Origin of the sequence: Saccharicrinis carchari, from assembly GCF_900182605.1 — a bacterium.
GTDB lineage: Bacteria > Bacteroidota > Bacteroidia > Bacteroidales > Marinilabiliaceae > Saccharicrinis > Saccharicrinis carchari.
Genome location: NZ_FXTB01000003.1, coordinates 12,386 through 30,378, shown reverse-complemented (window position 1 = coordinate 30,378; position 17,993 = coordinate 12,386). Strand labels below are relative to the sequence as shown.

Annotated in this window: 13 protein-coding genes; 8 read left to right on the top strand and 5 right to left on the bottom strand. The window is 41.8% G+C overall.

Annotation, left to right across the window (positions count from 1 at the left end):
• Positions 1–191 precede the first annotated feature (191 nt).
• Entirely contained in the window at positions 192–902 is a 711-nt protein-coding gene (locus FN809_RS06780) for a hypothetical protein (RefSeq protein ID WP_142532753.1), read from the top strand.
• A 91-nt stretch (positions 903–993) separates the two neighbouring features.
• Here FN809_RS06780 and FN809_RS06775 read toward each other — a convergent pair whose 3' ends face one another.
• Together FN809_RS06775 and FN809_RS06770 are read right to left on the bottom strand one after the other, a co-directional pair.
• Positions 994–2,592 carry an alkaline phosphatase family protein gene (locus FN809_RS06775; RefSeq protein ID WP_142532752.1) on the bottom strand — a complete coding sequence of 533 codons (1,599 nt, stop codon included), beginning with the start codon at positions 2,590–2,592 and terminating at the stop codon, positions 994–996.
• Between the two features lie 330 nt (positions 2,593–2,922).
• Complete coding sequence (locus FN809_RS06770) at positions 2,923–3,291, bottom strand: DUF190 domain-containing protein (protein ID WP_142532751.1); 369 nt, start codon at positions 3,289–3,291, stop codon at positions 2,923–2,925.
• 389 nt (positions 3,292–3,680) lie between these two features.
• Between FN809_RS06770 and FN809_RS06765 the strand changes: the two genes are divergently transcribed.
• Positions 3,681–5,837, top strand: a complete 2,157-nt coding sequence (locus FN809_RS06765) for an elongation factor G (RefSeq protein ID WP_142532750.1) — start codon at positions 3,681–3,683, stop codon at positions 5,835–5,837.
• 184 nt (positions 5,838–6,021) lie between these two features.
• Here the strand turns inward: FN809_RS06765 and FN809_RS06760 are convergent, their stop codons facing one another.
• Positions 6,022–7,854, bottom strand: coding sequence for a Na+/H+ antiporter NhaC family protein (locus FN809_RS06760; RefSeq protein WP_185957484.1), 1,833 nt, complete (start codon positions 7,852–7,854; stop codon positions 6,022–6,024).
• 238 nt (positions 7,855–8,092) lie between these two features.
• Here FN809_RS06760 and FN809_RS06755 point away from each other — a divergent pair, with 238 nt between their 5' ends.
• Positions 8,093–8,686 (top strand): YqgE/AlgH family protein, encoded by a 594-nt coding sequence (locus tag FN809_RS06755; RefSeq protein WP_142532748.1) that lies wholly within the window; start codon positions 8,093–8,095, stop codon positions 8,684–8,686.
• On the opposite strand, the gene FN809_RS06750 is transcribed toward FN809_RS06755, so the two are convergent.
• Together FN809_RS06750 and FN809_RS06745 are read right to left on the bottom strand one after the other, a co-directional pair.
• Complete coding sequence (locus FN809_RS06750; RefSeq protein ID WP_142532747.1) at positions 8,683–9,630, bottom strand: pyridoxal-phosphate dependent enzyme; 948 nt, start codon at positions 9,628–9,630, stop codon at positions 8,683–8,685. The genes FN809_RS06755 and FN809_RS06750 overlap by 4 nt on opposite strands.
• A gap of 213 nt (positions 9,631–9,843) precedes the next feature.
• Entirely contained in the window at positions 9,844–12,126 is a 2,283-nt protein-coding gene (locus tag FN809_RS06745; protein WP_142532746.1) for a sodium-translocating pyrophosphatase, read from the bottom strand.
• Between the two features lie 358 nt (positions 12,127–12,484).
• Between FN809_RS06745 and dnaG the strand changes: the two genes are divergently transcribed.
• The 5 genes from dnaG to FN809_RS06720 all read left to right on the top strand — a co-directional run bounded on the left by dnaG (position 12,485) and on the right by FN809_RS06720 (position 17,907).
• Positions 12,485–14,449, top strand: a complete 1,965-nt coding sequence (gene dnaG / locus FN809_RS06740; protein WP_142532745.1) for a DNA primase — start codon at positions 12,485–12,487, stop codon at positions 14,447–14,449.
• Positions 14,450–14,533: 84 nt separating this feature from the next.
• A complete protein-coding gene (locus FN809_RS06735) occupies positions 14,534–15,037 on the top strand; it encodes a pyridoxamine 5'-phosphate oxidase family protein (RefSeq protein WP_142532744.1) in 504 nt (167 codons plus the stop codon).
• Positions 15,038–15,186: 149 nt separating this feature from the next.
• The gene (locus FN809_RS06730; RefSeq protein WP_142532743.1) at positions 15,187–16,419 is read left to right on the top strand and encodes a nucleoside recognition domain-containing protein; all 1,233 of its coding nucleotides are present in this window, start codon (positions 15,187–15,189) and stop codon (positions 16,417–16,419) included.
• Between the two features lie 344 nt (positions 16,420–16,763).
• Positions 16,764–17,345, top strand: a complete 582-nt coding sequence (locus FN809_RS06725) for a hypothetical protein (protein ID WP_142532742.1) — start codon at positions 16,764–16,766, stop codon at positions 17,343–17,345.
• Positions 17,314–17,907, top strand: coding sequence for a TlpA family protein disulfide reductase (locus tag FN809_RS06720; protein ID WP_142532741.1), 594 nt, complete (start codon positions 17,314–17,316; stop codon positions 17,905–17,907). The genes FN809_RS06725 and FN809_RS06720 overlap by 32 nt, the downstream gene beginning before the upstream one ends.
• Positions 17,908–17,993 lie beyond the last annotated feature (86 nt).

Genomic DNA, 17,993 nt, shown 5'->3' with positions numbered 1-17,993 from the left:
AAATAGTAGAAAAGAAGGTGTGAATAAACACATCTTGTAGTAATGTCATAATGCGAACAGCCTGAGGTGTTTATTATCTCAGGCTGTTTACGTTTTGTACCCGAGGACTTCGCTTCGAGCGAAACCAATGTTAGTTTCACAATATTTTTGGCCCTCCTCCGTTTTATGCAATATCAACAACACAACACACTATGCTTATAATTAAACGCAACAGGGTATCGGTGATGATACTCGCTTTGGCATTATTATGTCTGTATCCATCGGCTGGTGCCCAAAGCAAATTTAAAGAGATGGCCGACGTGCAATTGCTTACGGGCTACAACCGGGGATTTGGTTTTGGGGGCAACCTGGTTCTGAACGGATTGTCAACTGAATTTCCTTTCGATATCCGATTCGGAGTGGGGTATACCCTTTTAAATCCTGGTAAATCTTCCGATGCCCGCCGTATCTTTATTAACAACGCCACCAACGGGACACCTGAAAAGAAAGGACGTTCCATTGACCTGCGCATGGACTTACTCAAGCGTATAACTTTGCTGGGCAACTCCAATTCGTATTGGTTTTTTGGCCCGCGCTACTCCTTTTTTAACGGTAACTTTAAATATGTGGGCGGAAACGAGGACTTCGATGTTACCTCTAAGCAGTTTGGCTTTGGGGGAGGCTTTGAGAGCCGGTATAACATCTCCGATAATTTAAAGCTGGTAGCCACCGCCGGACTGGATTACTTTTTAGGTGCCACATTGCAGGGGCACGATACATCATACAGTCCGGATAACGATAATGTAAACCCCCGGAATAAACAAGATGTCGATGGAAAATACTCGTACAGCGATGCGGATAAAGCCATTAATCAGCCTAAGTTTATGCCTCGTATTATGGTAGGTGTTCAATGGGATTTTTAGGATTTTGTTGGCTCACTACAAGTGCGCCTTATCGTATCACCCGGAGTTTGTTACCTCCTTTCGACATATAATTCACCAGTAAACCATAACCCTACTGCACCACCTCTTGCAGCGGTTCTCCCACACACCCGTTGGGCTCCGGTATTTGCAGTATGGTAGATAGTGTAGGAGCTACATCAATCATATTTACGGGTTCTAACACCTGAGTGCTGTTAACATTCCAACCAAAGAAAATAAGCGGAGTATAAAAATTTTGTTCCAGACTCACTTTTTTGTAGCCGTTTATTTCTTCCGTCCAGCCGGGTTTAAGGGAGATAAATAAATCGCCCGAGCGCCCGTGAAAGTAATTTTGTTGATACTCGTTGAATATGCCGGTTGTATATTCGTTTACGCGCAGGTGATAGGCGGTAATTGTTTTGTCGATACCCCTTACCTCTAATAAGAAATTGGCCGCTTTATCTTGTATTTCCTCCAGATTTATTTGCTTTTCGTTTAGTAGCTTATGGTTAAAATAAAATTGCTTGTCGTTGTATCCGGCCACCCATTTGCCTTGTCCATAAATAGCCATCAGGTAAAGGTTAAGCAGAGCCGAAGTTTTTTTTCCATTAAAAATACCGGTACTCACGTTGTTCTTTGCTAAAGTCTGGGGGAGCCATCCTATGCTGGGAGTAGAGCTTAGTACAAATAAAGTATGTTCTAAACCAACATCATCGCGCACCAATTGTATGATAGATTCTATTTGCTCATCAAGCCGGATCAGCATGTCTTCCATCTCTACATCAAACATTTCCTGGGGTCTGTCAACAAAAGGTTTACACGATAAAGATATAGTGAGTAGGTCGGGATATTTATCTTTTCCCAGTTCCTCGTTGATGATTAGAGAAGCCACAAAGTCGCGCAGCAAAACATTCCCGAAGGGCGAACCAATTATTTTTTGGTAAGGAAATAGGGGATCGCGTTCTTTCATATCGTACATAAAATGACGGGGTGGCATAGGACCTTTCGAAATGTATTCATGGTAATCATTTAAGTCGCTTGCCGGGCCCCACTGCCGTTGAATGTACATATCGGCAAAATTCATGTCGTTGTACTTTTGCGCCCAGTTTGGAGGTGCAGAATCGCTATTGTTTATCATTCTTCCGGTGGTTCGGTTAAGCCAAAAGGTTAATTCGTCATTTAAAAATCCTTGATAGGCCAACATTTCGGGCGATAAGGATACAGCGGCTACTTTTGACTTTCCTTTGTAAAAAATATTTAATTCGTCCGAAATGGTTGAACAATTGAGTCGGGGAAAAATGATTTGTCCTGAATCGGGCTGAACTTGCGCATTGGGGGCATAAAAATAACTGGCTTTTTCTTCGCTTTGTTGTTGCGCATTGTACCATGCCGAACCAATAACACCATGCGTAGAGGCATAACTGCCGGTGTGTATGTTCAATAGTTTGGTTCCCCTGAAGGAAGTGGTGGTTTTATAATTGCCCCGATGATAAAAAGTACCGTTTTTAATTAATTGATTAAATCCGAATTGGCTAAACTTATGGCTAAAGGTAATAAGATGTTCTGTACGTAATTCGTCAATATTTAAAAATACCACCAGCTTTGGTGCTTGTGTTGGCTTGTAATTTTGACCCGAAACCACCACCCCTTTTATAAAAAGGAGCGATAGAAAAAAAACAAAAGAAAACTTCATTGGATACAATCTGATTAAAACTTGCGCAAAAATAGGCAGCACAACCCAATATCTCAAATATATTACTGATATTCAGTGATAAGTTTTAGCCTGAAAGATGTACGCATTTTTCATTATCGCTATAATTGGCGTTTTTTTATTGCCACTAGTAGACCGTTCAAGAAATAATATGGAACGGTTCTGTACCACAAGGTGCTTATACAGAACCGTTCCGTACTTCCTTTAATGCAACTGAACTTTCAAAACTCACTACTAGGTGAGGCATGGCTGCCCATAAAGGTCATTATATGGGTAGAGTGTATATTTTTTTAAAAAAGGGCTTGCAAGTACTTACTGACCTGTTGGTTTCACCATCTCATGTCTTCTGTATGAAACCACTTCAACATCCTCTATGTAAATAATGCCGGCGGCATTGGCTTTGTCCATAAGGTTCGAGACTACAAGCGAAAAATCTTCTATGCGTTTTGCACGATCCACTATTTCTATGATAATGGGAGGGTCTTGCGACATTTGATAGGTTTTGGAGGCGTTGGTCAGGCCATTGGCTCCATAACCCATGGCGCCTCTTGTTGCGGTGGCACCCGCCAATGAAGTTTTTTTGGCTGCAAACATAATGGCTTCGTATAGCGAACGTTGGTAAACTGTTTCTATTTCCCGTATAATTATCTTAAGCTTTTTGACTTTTCCCTCTAGTAGCATAATTATTTGTTGTTGTGTTGAGTTAAGCTTGCAATAAGCGTTTAAGAACTTTCAAATTACAACTATTAAGGCATACCATCAACATAAAAAATAATTTTCTTTTTTTATGTGCAGAAATTTCTGTTTGCATTATTTAACTTTTGCCGCTTATCAGTTGATTGTTATTTAAATATTATTAATTTTGAGAGCAGTGCGATATAAGTTGTATTTATTCATTAGATAACAAGTGCGAATTGTTTTCGCAAATTCATATAATTACTAACATGGTCAAGGATCAAAAACAAATATTCATGCATTTGCGGTAGCTTGAAGGTCTCTATGAGGTGACCATGCATCGGGTGCTATGTGAAATTTGATTTTATTGATTTGGCCGCAATTCTAATTGTTTTATGAAGGTATATCAAGCAAATCAAATCAAGAACATAGCCCTTCTTGGAAGTTCGGGCTCGGGTAAAACCACCCTCGCCGAGGCTATGTTATTTGAGGGTGGTGTTATCAGCCGTCGTGGCGATATCGAAAACCGGAATACTGTTTCAGATTATCACAAAGTAGAACATGAGTATGGTTATTCCGTTTTTTCGTCAGTACTATACACGGAGTGGTTAGGTAAAAAACTCAATTTTATCGATTGCCCCGGTTCCGACGATTTTATTACAGGAGCCATAACTTCACTTAACGTTACCGATACGGCCCTGATGTTGCTAAACACCACACAAGGTGTTGAAGTAGGCACCCAAAACCTTTTTAGATATACCGAAAACTATAACAAACCGGTTATTTTTATAGCCAATCAGTTGGATCACGAAAAAGCCAACTTTGAGCAAACCATCGATCAGGCCAGGGAATCATTTGGTAAAAAGGTGGTGATTGTGCAATATCCCGTAAATGCCGGCCTTGGCTTTAATGCCCTGGTGGATGTGCTTAAAATGAAAATGTACCAATGGGGACCCAATGGCGGCGAACCAGAAATATTAGATATCCCGGACAGCGAAAAAGAAAAGGCAAACGAGCTGCATAATGCCTTGGTTGAAGCCGCCGCCGAAAACGACGAAGAGCTGATGGAACTATACTTTGACAAGGGTACCCTCGACGAAGACCAGATGCGCTCCGGAATTAAAAAAGGATTGATAGCAAGGGATTTATTTCCTGTATTTTGTGTGGCCGCCATCAAAGATATGGGTGTTCGCCGTTTAATGGAATTCCTCGGTAACATTGTACCTTTTGTATCCGAGATGCCTAAACCTATTACCAAAGATGCACAGGAAGTAGAGTGCTCTGCCGATGGCCCTGCATCAATCTATGTGTTTAAAACCAGTATTGAACCCCATCTTGGCGAGGTTTCCTTTTTTAAAGTAATGTCGGGAAAAATTAGCGAAGGCATGGATTTGGTAAATATGAGCAAAAGTGCCAGGGAAAGACTCTCACAACTTTATTGTGTGGCCGGAAATACGCGTTCAAAAATTACCGAGCTGGTAGCCGGCGACATAGGCGCAACGGTTAAGCTAAAAGAAACCACCACAAGCGATACCCTAAATACCAAAGGGTGTGATTACGTTTTTGAAGCCATAAAATATCCCGAACATAAATATCGAACCGCCATACGTCCATTAGATGAGCACGACGACGAAAAATTGGGTGAAGTATTACAACGCATGCACGAAGAGGATCCTACCATTGTAGTGGAGTATTCCAAAGAGCTAAAACAGATAATTGTGCATGGCCAGGGCGAGTTCCACCTGAACACCATGAAGTGGCGTATCGAAAATAATGATAAAATAAAGGTTGAATTTGTGAAGCCCAGAATTCCTTATCGCGAAACCATTACCAAAGCGGCAAGAGCCGATTACCGCCATAAAAAGCAATCGGGCGGATCCGGACAGTTTGGCGAGGTACACATGGTTATCGAACCTTACGAAGAGGGAATGCCTGAGCCTACTGTTTATAAGTTTAATGGTCAGGAATTTAAAATGAACGTGAGAGGTACCGAAGAAGTAAAGCTGCCATGGGGAGGTACTTTGATGTTTCATAATTGCATAGTGGGGGGTGCCATCGACAACCGTTTCTTACCTGCTATACTTAAGGGTATTATGGAAAAAATGGAAGAAGGCCCTTTGACCGGCTCCTATGCACGCGATATCAGGGTTTGTGTTTATGATGGTAAGATGCACGCCGTGGACAGTAACGAAATTTCGTTTAAGCTGGCAGGCCGGCATGCTTTTAGCGATGCCTTTAAAAATGCCGCTCCAAAAATTCTGGAACCCATTTATAATCTGGAGGTAAAAGTTCCATCGGACAGGATGGGCGACGTAATGAGCGACCTGCAAGGGCGCCGGGCTATAATCGAGGGCATGAGTAGCGAAAAGGGTTTTGAGGTGATTAAAGCTAAAGTGCCCTTAAAAGAGCTGAATAAGTATTCAACCTCGCTGAGTTCCATTACCGGTGGAAGGGCTATGTTCACGCAAAAGTTTGCCCAGTACGAAATTGTACCCCACGATGTGCAAGGACAGTTACTGGACAATTATCAAAAAGAACTCGACGAGGCCTAATTTGAAAAAGGAGCATAGCAATTAGATATATTGATTTGCCAGAGTAATAAAAAAACCGGTGCAACATGTTGCATCGGTTTTTTTTTGAAATAGATTCATTGAATAAAGCAAAAGTGCTTCTTTACATGCATTAAATTTATTTCCTTGTGATTAAAGTCACTCCAGAGGAATTCCGCTACAAACCCTAAGCATCCACCTTTTTACCCTTATTTTTTATCAGCAGATAAAGCAGTACAAACCCGGCAATCATCAATAGCCAGGATGACACACCAAATGCGGCTGGTATTGTACCTGCAAAAAGTGCCACACCACCCACCGTTAATGCATAAGGCAACTGGGTGCGCACATGAGCCATATGATTGCATCGGCTGGCAAGGGAGCTTAAGATGGTGGTGTCGGATATGGGAGAGATGTGGTCGCCCAACACCGAACCCGCCAACACGGAAGAAACCACGTTGTAAAAAATGGGTAGTGCACGCGCCGTATCCATTCCTGCCTCCATCGAAATATGCCATGATGCCGGAAGTATCAAAGGGTAGATAATAGCCATAGTGCCCCACGATGATCCGGTGCTGAAGGCAATCATAGCCGAAAAAACAAAGGTCAGGGCAGGTATCCATTGCGGGCTCAGCCTAATATGACGCATCAGCTCAGTTATAAAGGCAGCGGTATGCATATCCTGCGTTATACGGGCTATGCCCCAGGCCAACACCAATATCAGTACGGCACTAAACATCGTTTTAAAACCATTTACTAAACCTTCTATGGCCTCTTTTAAACGGAGTATTTTTTGTGCGGTTGTAAGTACTAAGGCCACCAATACGCCGCCCAGCGACGACCAAAGTAAAGCCTTAAACGAATCCGCATTACCTACGATTATAGATAATTTTGTACTTGTTTTTAAAGTAGTATCATGCCAAATATCTGCATCAAAACCTGTGTAGGCTAAACCGGCCATAGTGCCCCAAATTACAACCATAACCGGAATAAAAGCATTGTACCACCTGCCTTTCACATCACCGCCTACCTCAATTTCCTTAACTATTTGCGGTAAATGCACCCTGGGTCTATCCTCTTCATCAGTTTCCTCTGTTCGCGCTTGTCTTTCTGCTTTTAGCATTGGCCCAAAATCCTTCTTCTTAACAATTAACATCAGTACAAAACCTAAAGTAAAGATGGGATAAAAGGAATATTGCAAGGAGTTCAGAAATACCTGATAAGCCGATTTATCCAAGCCTAATAGGATTATGCCATCGCTAATATAGCTCAACTCGGCACCAATCCAGGTAGTGATAAACGCAACAGCCGCAATGGGTGCCGAAGTTGAATCAACGATATAGGCGAGTTTTTCGCGCGACACCTTTAACTTATCGGTTACCGGACGCATCGTATTTCCTACCACAAGGGTATTGGCATAGTCATCAAAAAATATCATAAGCCCCATCAGCCATGTAATAAACTGGCCGGATCGGGGGCTCTGCGCATATTTCGATAAAATAGTAACCACACCTTTCATGCCTCCATTAAGCGTAATTAAAGCTACCATACCGCCTATTAGCATAGAAAAAATAATGATGGAAAGATGATCCTTGTCCAACAATGCCGAAAGTGCGTAGGTATCAACTACGCTAAAAAGACCTTTAAATAGGCTTATGAAAAACGAAAAGCCCTTATATTTCCATAGGATGGTGGTGCCAACAAACAAACCCATAAACAAGGCAGAAAAAACTTCTTTGGTAAGCAAAGCCATTAGTATAGCAATGAGCGGTGGCAACACCGAGAACCACAAAGGAATAGGATTAAGCTCCTTTTTATATAACACTTTATCGCGCACTGCAACCTTCAATTCCTGCTGTTGTTCAAATCGTGTTACAAAGGTGGCGGTATGCTCTTTCCAGCTCAGGTGCTGCAACTTACCACCGGCTAATACCGACACTTGCTGGCGCAAAGAATCTGGTAATGAAACAAAGTCCAGGCTTACTTCCGTTTCAACGGTTGAAACTAAAACCTCTGGCATATTTACTTCAACAGAATAAGGTTGAGCCCCGATATTAGCCAGGCCAGACGTAAAAAATATTAGGAATAAGGTTATAATCTTATACATAAAGTTGAGCTCTGTGGTGGTAAGGGTGGCAAAATAAATCAATTTGTGCTGCCGTAGAACATGATGCCCTTTGCGTTAATACTGTAAAAATCAGAATTAATTTTTAATAAATGCAATAAATTACTAATTTAAGCCTATGTAAATCAAAAATATGAAAAAGTTAGACTTCAATATATTTAAAGCCAGCTTGCCAAAAATGGCTCCGGCAAAAGGTAGAATACTAATTGCCGACCCTTTTTTAAGAGGTCCTTATTTTGGCAGATCTATTATTTTACTCACGGAATACAGCGAGCAGGGTGCGGTGGGCTTTGTTCTTAATAAAACAAATAATTTATACCCCGATGAGCTAATTGAAGAACTATTGTCATTCAAGGGCGAATTGCATATCGGCGGGCCGGTTGCTGCCGACACCTTATATTTTATTCATACTTTAGGTGATAAGGTGCCCGGATCGTTACAAATTACGGATAATGTATGGTGGGGTGGCGATTTTGAGCAACTTAAAAGAATGCTTAACAACCGGAAGGCCACGTATGAGCAGGTTAAGTTTTTTGCCGGCTACTCAGGCTGGTCGCCAAAACAACTAGAACGGGAGATTGAAGAGAATTCATGGGTTGTTACCCAAATAGACGACCAAATGATAATGAGCAATAACATGGACAACATTTGGAAGGAAAGTTTGGAAAGCCTGGGCGATGTTTATAAATCATGGTCGGGTTTTCCCGAAGATCCATCGTTTAATTAACCAAAAGGTAAACTATTTAAATCCACGTTACCGCCGGATAATATCACACCTACTTTTTTATTTTTGAAATTGGCTTTGTTATCTAAAATTATTGCCAGCGCTACAGCACTCGAAGGTTCTACAATTATCTTCATGCGTTCCCATATCAATCGCATGGCGTTTATGGTAGAACTGTCGGGAGTTGTTATTATGGTATCCACGTTTTTACTTATTATTTCAAAAGTCAGGCTGCCCAGCGAGGTCAAAAGACCATCGGCTATGGTATTGGGGTTTTGAGAGGGTATTAGTTTTTTACTTTTGAAAGACTGGTAGGCATCGTCGGCTCCTTGCGGTTCTGCGCCTATTATTTCGATGTTTGGGTTCAGGTAGCGGGCAGTTATGGAGGAGCCGCTCAGCAAGCCACCTCCCCCCACCGGCGTTACAATGCAGTCTAAGTTATTTTGTTGCTGCATCAATTCCAGCGCACAAGTGCCCTGCCCTGCTATAACTTCTTTTTGGTTGTAGGGATGAACCATGATAGCACCCGATTCAAACAGTACTTTCTTTAAGGTTGTTTCACGCGCAGCTAAAGTAGGCTCGCAAAAGGTGATAATGCCCCCATAGCTGCCTACGGCATTCTTTTTAATTTGGGGTGAATTGCCGGGCATCACAATGTAGGCGTGTATGCCCCGCAGCTTTGCGGCAAGTGCCAGAGCCGCCGCATGGTTACCCGAAGAGTGCGTTCCCACCCCCTTGGATGCATTGGCATCGCTTAAGCTAAAAACTGCATTGCACGCCCCCCGGAATTTAAAAGCACCTACCTTTTGAAAATTCTCACATTTAAAAAATATTTCGGCTCCTGTTATCTTGTTAATGGCCGAGTTGGTTAAAACAGGAGTCGTATGAATGTAAGGTGCTATTCTTACATAAGCATCTTCGATATCGGAGAAAGCAGGTAAGTGCATAAGGGTAGTGTATGGGGCGTTAGTAGTAAAGGTTGATGAATTCTATAATAGTTAAGTGTAAATATAAGCTTAAGAATTGTAGTTTGCATAATTACGATAGTCCCTTTTCAAATAAATACCAATAAAAAATCCCTGATTATCTCTTTTCGTTTAAGAAATAATCAGGGATAATAATATAAAGCTTAACTCGCTTTAATATAATAACATCGGCCATTAAAAAAGAGCATATGCAACGGTGAGTCCGCTCATCACCACGCTTACCATGGTCATTAGTTTAATAAGAATATTCAACGATGGACCCGAGGTGTCCTTAAATGGGTCGCCCACTGTATCGCCCACTACACCAGCATGGTGCGCTTCGCTACCTTTACCGCCATAGTTCCCTTTTTCGATATATTTTTTAGCATTGTCCCAGGCACCACCCGAGTTGTTAAGAAATACGGCCAGGGTAAACCCTGTGGTTAATCCGCCCATCAATAAACCGATAACACCGGCTACACCAAATACCAGCCCCACAATAATGGGCACGGCAATGGCAAGTAAGGAAGGCAACATCATTTCTTGCTGTGCCCCTTTTGTAGATATGGCTACACAGCGTGCGAAATCCGGTTTGCCGGTACCTTCCAGTATACCGGGAATATCCCTGAACTGTCGGCGCACTTCATCAACCATTGAGCCTGCGGCCCGTCCTACAGCTTTCATGGTCATGGCGCAGAACACGAATGCCATCATGGCACCTATAAATAATCCGCCCAACAGCAAAGGGTTAAATATTGATAAGTCGTAAAATACGGTAAAATCTTTTAAAGTGGCTTCTGAAATTACAACTGCTTTAACACCTTCGCCTACCTGAGTGGAGGAATCCAGCACAAACTGCATGGAGTTTTGTAGTACGGTTTCCCCTTCGGCAAGGCCTCGTTTCAACCATATTTTTATTTCTTCGATATAGGCAGCCATCAAAGCCATGGCTGTTAAAGCGGCCGAACCAATAGCGAAACCCTTACCTGTTGCAGCGGTGGTGTTACCCAGCATATCTAAGGCATCAGTACGTTCGCGCACTTCTTTGGGTAAATTAGACATTTCGGCGTTTCCACCTGCGTTATCGGCAATAGGCCCAAAAGCATCGGTAGCCAGGGTTATACCCAAGGTAGAGAGCATGCCTACAGCAGCAAAGCCAATACCGTACACCCCTTCGCCAAAGCTATTGAAGCCACCGGCAAAACCAAACGCAGCAATAATACCTCCTACAATAGTTACCACGGGTATCCAGGTTGAATACATTCCTACAGCTATACCATCGATAATAGTGGTGGCAGGGCCCTGCTGTGCTTGTTTAGCAATGCCTTGCGTGGGTTTGTAACCGTCAGAAGTGTAATACTCCGTTCCCTGTCCTATAATAACTCCGGCGATAAGACCAGCTACAACGGCACCAAAAATACCCCATGTAATCCAGTTTAATGCAGCCATTATGGCAATGGCTATAAGTATAAATACAGAACTTCCTCCGGTTCCAATCAGTAACGAATTTAATAAGCCTTTGGCGTTCGCATCTTCTTTTGTACGTACCATAAATATGCCCAGTATGGAAAGCAGTATTCCTATGGCTGCTACCAACATGGGCGCAATTACCTTGGCCGACATATCTTCTCCGGAACTAACGGATAGCGCAGCACCCAATGCAGCTGTGGCCAGAATCGAACCACAATACGACTCATACAGGTCGGCACCCATTCCGGCTACATCGCCCACATTATCACCTACATTATCGGCAATGGTTGCAGGGTTGCGAGGATCATCCTCGGGGATGCCTGCCTCAACCTTTCCAACCAAATCGGCACCCACATCGGCCGCTTTGGTGTAGATACCACCCCCTACACGTGCAAACAGAGCCTGCGTAGAAGCACCCATACCAAAGGTGAGCATGGTGGCGGTGATTTCAATCAACTTTTCGCTCTCATCCATACCTGCATGTACAAAGGTAAGCCCCAGTGCTGAAAATCCTGATGCCATATGCTCGGCGGTATACACAACTTTGGTTAGCAGCAGGTACCACAAGGAGATGTCTAACAATCCGAAGCCCACTACAACCAGACCCATTACGGCACCACTTCTGAAGGCTACTTTTAGTCCTTTGTTTAACGATTTAGAAGCACCCTGAGCCGTACGAGCCGAGGCAAAGGTAGCTGTTTTCATCCCCAGAAATCCGCAGAGACCAGAGAAAAAACCACCCGTTAAAAAGGCGATGGGAACAAATGGGTTTTGCACGCCCATGTAGGCTAAAATGGCCAAAATGACAAACAATACGGCAAATACAATACCCACCACTTTATACTGGCGCGATAAATAAGCCATGGCACCATCTCTTACGTATTGTGCAATTTCTTTCATTTTGTCCGTTCCTTCCGAACTTTTCATCATACTTTTAAAAAAGTACCATGCAAATACCAATGCTACAATCGATGCAACCGGTATGATCCAAAATAATTGTGTTACCATAATAACAATAGATTTAATTTGTTTTTGATTTAATGGATGTAATTATATGATACGATGTATTGATACGTTAATAATTGTGAAAAGTTTAAGCTTATACCCGGTATCCGCCTTTAATAATATAGCTTATACGACAATGTGTAATTGATGTTGAATTTTGCACGGCTCAATATAATAAAAAATGATTGTTAGAGCGGTGATTAATGTAATGAAATGTATTTTTTTGTATAAAAGAATACGCTTTAAAGCATGGGGTTCACCGATAAAAAAACGGCTATAAAAATGTATATTTGGCGATGAAAGAAATATTTGAAACAGAGATTTTATTAATTGTACAAAAAAAATTAGAGAAAGAGTATAAATGATTGATCACGGCACAGTTGACAGGGTAGTAGAAACATCGCAGGCACAAATTGTAGATGTGGTGTCGGAATTTGTTTCGTTGCGAAGGCGTGGTGTCAACTATATTGGTAACTGCCCCTTCCATAACGAAAAAACACCTTCGTTCACCGTTTCGCCCCACAAAGGGATTTACAAGTGCTTTGGGTGTGGTAAAGGTGGCAATGCCGTTAATTTTTTAATGGATGTAGAGCAAATATCCTTTGTAGAAGCTATACGCTATCTGGGCAATAAGTTTCATATTCATATCGAGGAGGTTGAACTGAGTCCCGAACAGCAGCAGGTAAAAAACGACAGGGAAAGTATGATGGCCGTATCGGGTTTCGCCCAAAAGTATTTTTCGCAAATGCTTCTTAAATCGGATGAGGGGCGTTCCGTGGGTTTGTCCTATTTAAGAGCGCGCGGTTTTAGGGACGATATCATCCAAAAATTTGATTTAGGGTATTCTCCCGAGGCACGTTCGGCCTTGACTGATGAGGCTATAAAGAATAGCTTTAAGTTGGAGTTTCTGGAAAAGACCGGCCTTACTATCGTGCGCGACGATTATAAAGCCGATAGATTCCGGGGCAGGGTTATTTTCCCTATTCATAGCATATCGGGTAAACCGACAGCTTTTGGAGGACGTATTTTAAAATCAGATGCCAAAGCAGCCAAATACCTTAACTCGCCCGAGTCGGAAATTTACCATAAAAGCAAAATACTGTATGGTATTTATCAGGCTAAAACGGAAATAACCAAAAAGGACAATTGCTATTTGGTGGAAGGATATACCGATGTAATTTCCTTTCATCAGGCGGGGATAATTAATGTGGTAGCCTCCTCCGGAACGGCACTTACCGTGGATCAGATAAGGTTGATAGCCCGCTTCACACCCAACATAACCATTATTTACGATGGTGACCCTGCCGGTATAAAAGCTTCGTTACGTGGGATAGATTTGGTACTGGAGCAAGGGATGAACGTTAAGGTGCTGTTGCTACCCGAAGGAGAAGATCCCGATTCGTTTGCCAAGAGGAGAAACGCACAAGAACTGCAAAAATATATCAGCGAGAACGAAGGCGATTTTATTAAGTTTAAAACCGGACTGCTTTTAAAAGATGCCGAAAAAGATCCTGTTAAAAGAGCGGGTTTGTTGCAAGACATCGTAAAAACCATTTCGGTTATTCCGGATGTCATTGTGCGCGGCGAGTACATTAAAGAGTGTAGCGCCCTTATGAATGTGAAAGAGCAGGTGCTTTACAACGAAATAGGTAAACTGACGCGTAAAGGAAGGGAGGCAAGCTACAAAGATGCAGCAATGCGTGTACAGGATTCCCGTACTGTTCAGCCGGTAAATATGTCCAGCCCTGCGTTTGCTTCGCAAAATCCTTTTGAGGAGATAGAAAAGGAAATGATTCGTTTAATTATAAAATTTGGCGATAGAAATATGCTGCAAAAGGAAGAGGAAGGAGAGGAGGTTGAGGATGAACATGTAACAGTTGGTGAGTATGTTATGGCTCAGTTAAAAGAGGACGAGCTTGAGTTTAAGAATCCCCTGTACAGTAAAATTATTACTTTGTTTGATCAAAATAAGGATAAGCCCGGATACAGTTCGCTAAAATTTTTTGTGAGTCATACAGATAAAGAGGTCAGTCAGCTGGCTTCCGATTTATTGAGCCGCGAATATACTTTAAGCAAAATACACCAGCGTTTTGGCGCAGGCGATCTGGACGAAAGTCTAAAGTTGGATGTGTTGGTGCCTAAATTGATGAACGAGCTGAAACTAAAAAAAGTAAAAACACTTATTGAGCAATATCAAAAGGAAATTAAAAAGATAGAGCAGAATAAGGATGAAGAAAAGCTATTGGAAATAATGCAAACCCTGGTGAAGTTGCAACAACTACAATCTTTATTGAGTAAGGAGCTGGGAAACAGAGCTATAGTTTAAGCTGTATCGACCAAACCTTACCAGTAAAACCAAACAATAGGTTTTTCTTAATATCTTTTATCTCTAAGTCTATTATCTATCATTATGAAAACAGTAGAACATTTAAACAGCGAAAGAATTGAAGCCATTATTAAAAAATGTGATGTGTGCTTTATTGGTGTGGTAGATGGCGATATGCCCTATGTGTTACCCATGAATTTTGGCTATCGTAATAAGGTCATTTATCTACACTCTGCCCCCGAAGGTCGTGTGGTTGACATTCTGAATAAAAACAGCAATATCTGTGTCACCTTCAGTACCGACCACGAATTGGCTTTTCAGCATCCCGAAGTAGCCTGCAGCTACCGCATGAAATCGAAAAGTGTGGTGGCCTGGGGAAAGGTGAATTTTCAGGAGGATTTTAACCGAAAGAAGGAGGCGTTGAATATTATTATGGAGCAGTATTCAGATAAAAAATTCAAGTATTCCGACCCGGCTATTCGCAATGTGAAAATATGGGAGGTGCCCATCGATAAGGTTAGTTGTAAAGAATTTGGTGCTCCGCACGAAAAATACCAAGGTGATGATACGGTAAAAAGGTCGTTTTAAGAAATGCGATATGCGATTTGAGATTGAAAAAATGTGAAGTGCAATATGAAATTATTGTTAGTTTAACAATCTTCCTGTTAAGTTTGATAATAATAAGGCAACGGGCTATCACTTCGTTCCAAACAACCTAATCATCTAACAATTTAAAAATGGTACTAAATTATATTTGGATAGGATTTTTCTTTGTCGCCTTTGTTGTGGCACTAGTCAAATTAATCGTTTTTCAGGATATGGAGGTATTCCCCAACCTGGTGAACGCCACCTACGACTTTGCCAAAGCCGGCTTTGAGATATCCCTGGGACTTACCGGTGTGTTGTCTTTGTGGTTAGGGCTGATGAAAATAGGGGAAAAAGGAGGTATGATACGCATCATCTCCAAGCTAATTGCACCTTTCTTCAATCGTCTGTTTCCCTCGCTACCCAAGGGCCACCCTGCATTTGGAACCATGATAATGAACCTTTCGGCCAATATGCTGGGACTCGATAATGCAGCTACACCCATGGGGCTAAAAGCCATGGATCAGTTGCAGGCCGAAAATAAAAAGAAGGATGATGCCTCCAATGCCCAAATCATGTTTCTGGTGCTCAATACTTCGGGCCTTACCCTAATCCCCATTAGCATCATGGTGTATCGTGCACAATATGGTGCCGCCAATCCTGCCGATATTTTCCTCCCTATTCTGCTGGCTACGTTTTTTTCTACCCTCGCCGGTTTGTTGGCCGTATCGTATGTGCAAAAAATCAGGCTGGCACACCCCGTCATCATCGCCTACCTTGGGGGCATGACTTTATTGGTGTTGGGCGCTATTTACGGAGTGTCGCTCATGGACAAAGAGCAGGTTAAAGTGGTATCGAATGTGGGCAGCAACGTCATACTCTTTTCTATTATGATTCTGTTTATTGGTATGGCCACTTTTAAAAAGGTTAATGTTTACGATGCCTTTGTAGAAGGAGCCAAGGAGGGTTTTCAGATAGCTATCCGCATAATTCCATTTTTAATTGCCATTTTAGTAGCGGTGGGCGTGTTCCGCGAAGTGGGCGCACTGGATTATATTACCGATGGCATTAAATGGACGGTGGCACAACTGGGTATGGACACCCGCTTTGTAGATGCCTTGCCTACCGCTTTTATGAAACCCCTAAGCGGTAGTGGAGCTCGCGGCATGATGATAGAAAGCTTTGAAACCTTTGGGGTAGATTCTTTTGCCTCTAAGTTAGCCTCTACCGTGCAAGGTGCCACCGACACTACCTTTTATGTGATTGCCGTGTATTTTGGCTCGGTAGGTATCAAACACACCCGGCATGCCATAGGATGCGGCCTGATTGCTGACTTTGTAGGCATTATTGCTTCCATTATTATCGGGTATTTATTTTTTGGCTAATCAATAAAGTGAATACAGTATTTCAGAGATTATTAGGGGGTGGGATTGGCCAATCCGCATTGCACAAAACTAAGTTGGATAACGGCAAGAGCAGGAGAAACGTGAGCCTGGTTAAAGGATTGATTGAGGGGTGATGTCTATATCTTATTATTTTTGTGAAGATGGTATGCATAACATAAAAATGACTTCCCTTTAACGTACGCTATTTTTGTTGGCTATCAAAGACCTATTGGACGGTGTTATTACTGCAGTACGCACTACTGTAATGGCGCATACAAAAAACAGATTATATATACCGTTAATTTTTAGTATTTTAGTACGTACTCTACACTTAAACAGTGATTATGAAAGTCGCCACTTCCATTAGCCTCCTCCTCCTCCTGATGGCAAATACCCTCTGCGCGCAGGATAACGCATTCATCAAAATCAATTTTAAAAACTACGAAGAATTCCGGAATATCGATTACTATCGTGTATATTGCCACATCTTAGCGCCGGTTTCGCCATTCAGTTATGGATATAAAATCGACCTATTTAGCAGTAAGGGTGAATTTTCATATTCAGCGCAAGTCGATTATCCAACGCTTGCCAATATCGGTTGGCATGGGCAATCCATTGTGTTACCCGTGTTTCCTGGCGATACCATAAATCTGGCGATAGACTGCTCCGGCGCAAACGATAATTTAAGCGCATGGGTAAAAACCCATTCAAAGTCTAATTTTGCATTGGACAACTATGTGTACGAATTAGGTAAAAAAGATGGGGGTTCGTTCCCTGAAATAAACTCAACCCAAAAGATAGAGGACTACATTGCCAATGCCAAAACTGATGCGCAAACCTATTTTGGGACTTTGTATCTGGCACATTTCGAAAGAAATAAGATATCTATAAAAAATGAAAAGCTTAGATTCTTGGCATTTTTTTAAAGTGATGAAAAAATATCCGGTTGCATTAAATTACAATGAAACTATACGTGCCACGCTGCTTAATGAAAGTAATGATTTTTTAAAAATGTCAGGCCTTAAGAAAACCGATATCAGAATTCACCACGAAGAATTTATTTCATTTACGGCGTTAATCGATAAAATTAGAAAAGACCATTTAGGTAGTGTTGTGTTTATCGACTTATGGGGCGCTTGGTGTGGTGCTTGCCTATACGATATTAAGCACAAAAAGGCATTGGGCATGGATAAGATTTTTGAAAAGTATAAGGTGCAAACCGTTTATTTATGCACGCTTTCGCCAAAAAAGGAATTTGATTACTATATCAATAAGTTAGATATGACAGGCGATCACTATTTTTTTTCCAGGGAACAAAAACAGGAGGCGAAGGGTAAATTCAATGTGTATGCGTATCCACACTATATGTTCCTCAACAAAAATGGGGAGCTGATAAACGATGATGTTCCGCGAATGGTAATTACCACAAAGGGAGTCGCACGATTGAATCAAGATTTTATTGATTTGGTAAAACGCTTAAGCGAATAAATAATTGTTTAATTTTCATCATATTGTTATTAGTAATGGTTAATTAAAAGTAAAATCCTACTTATACCACAAGGAATCGTTATAAA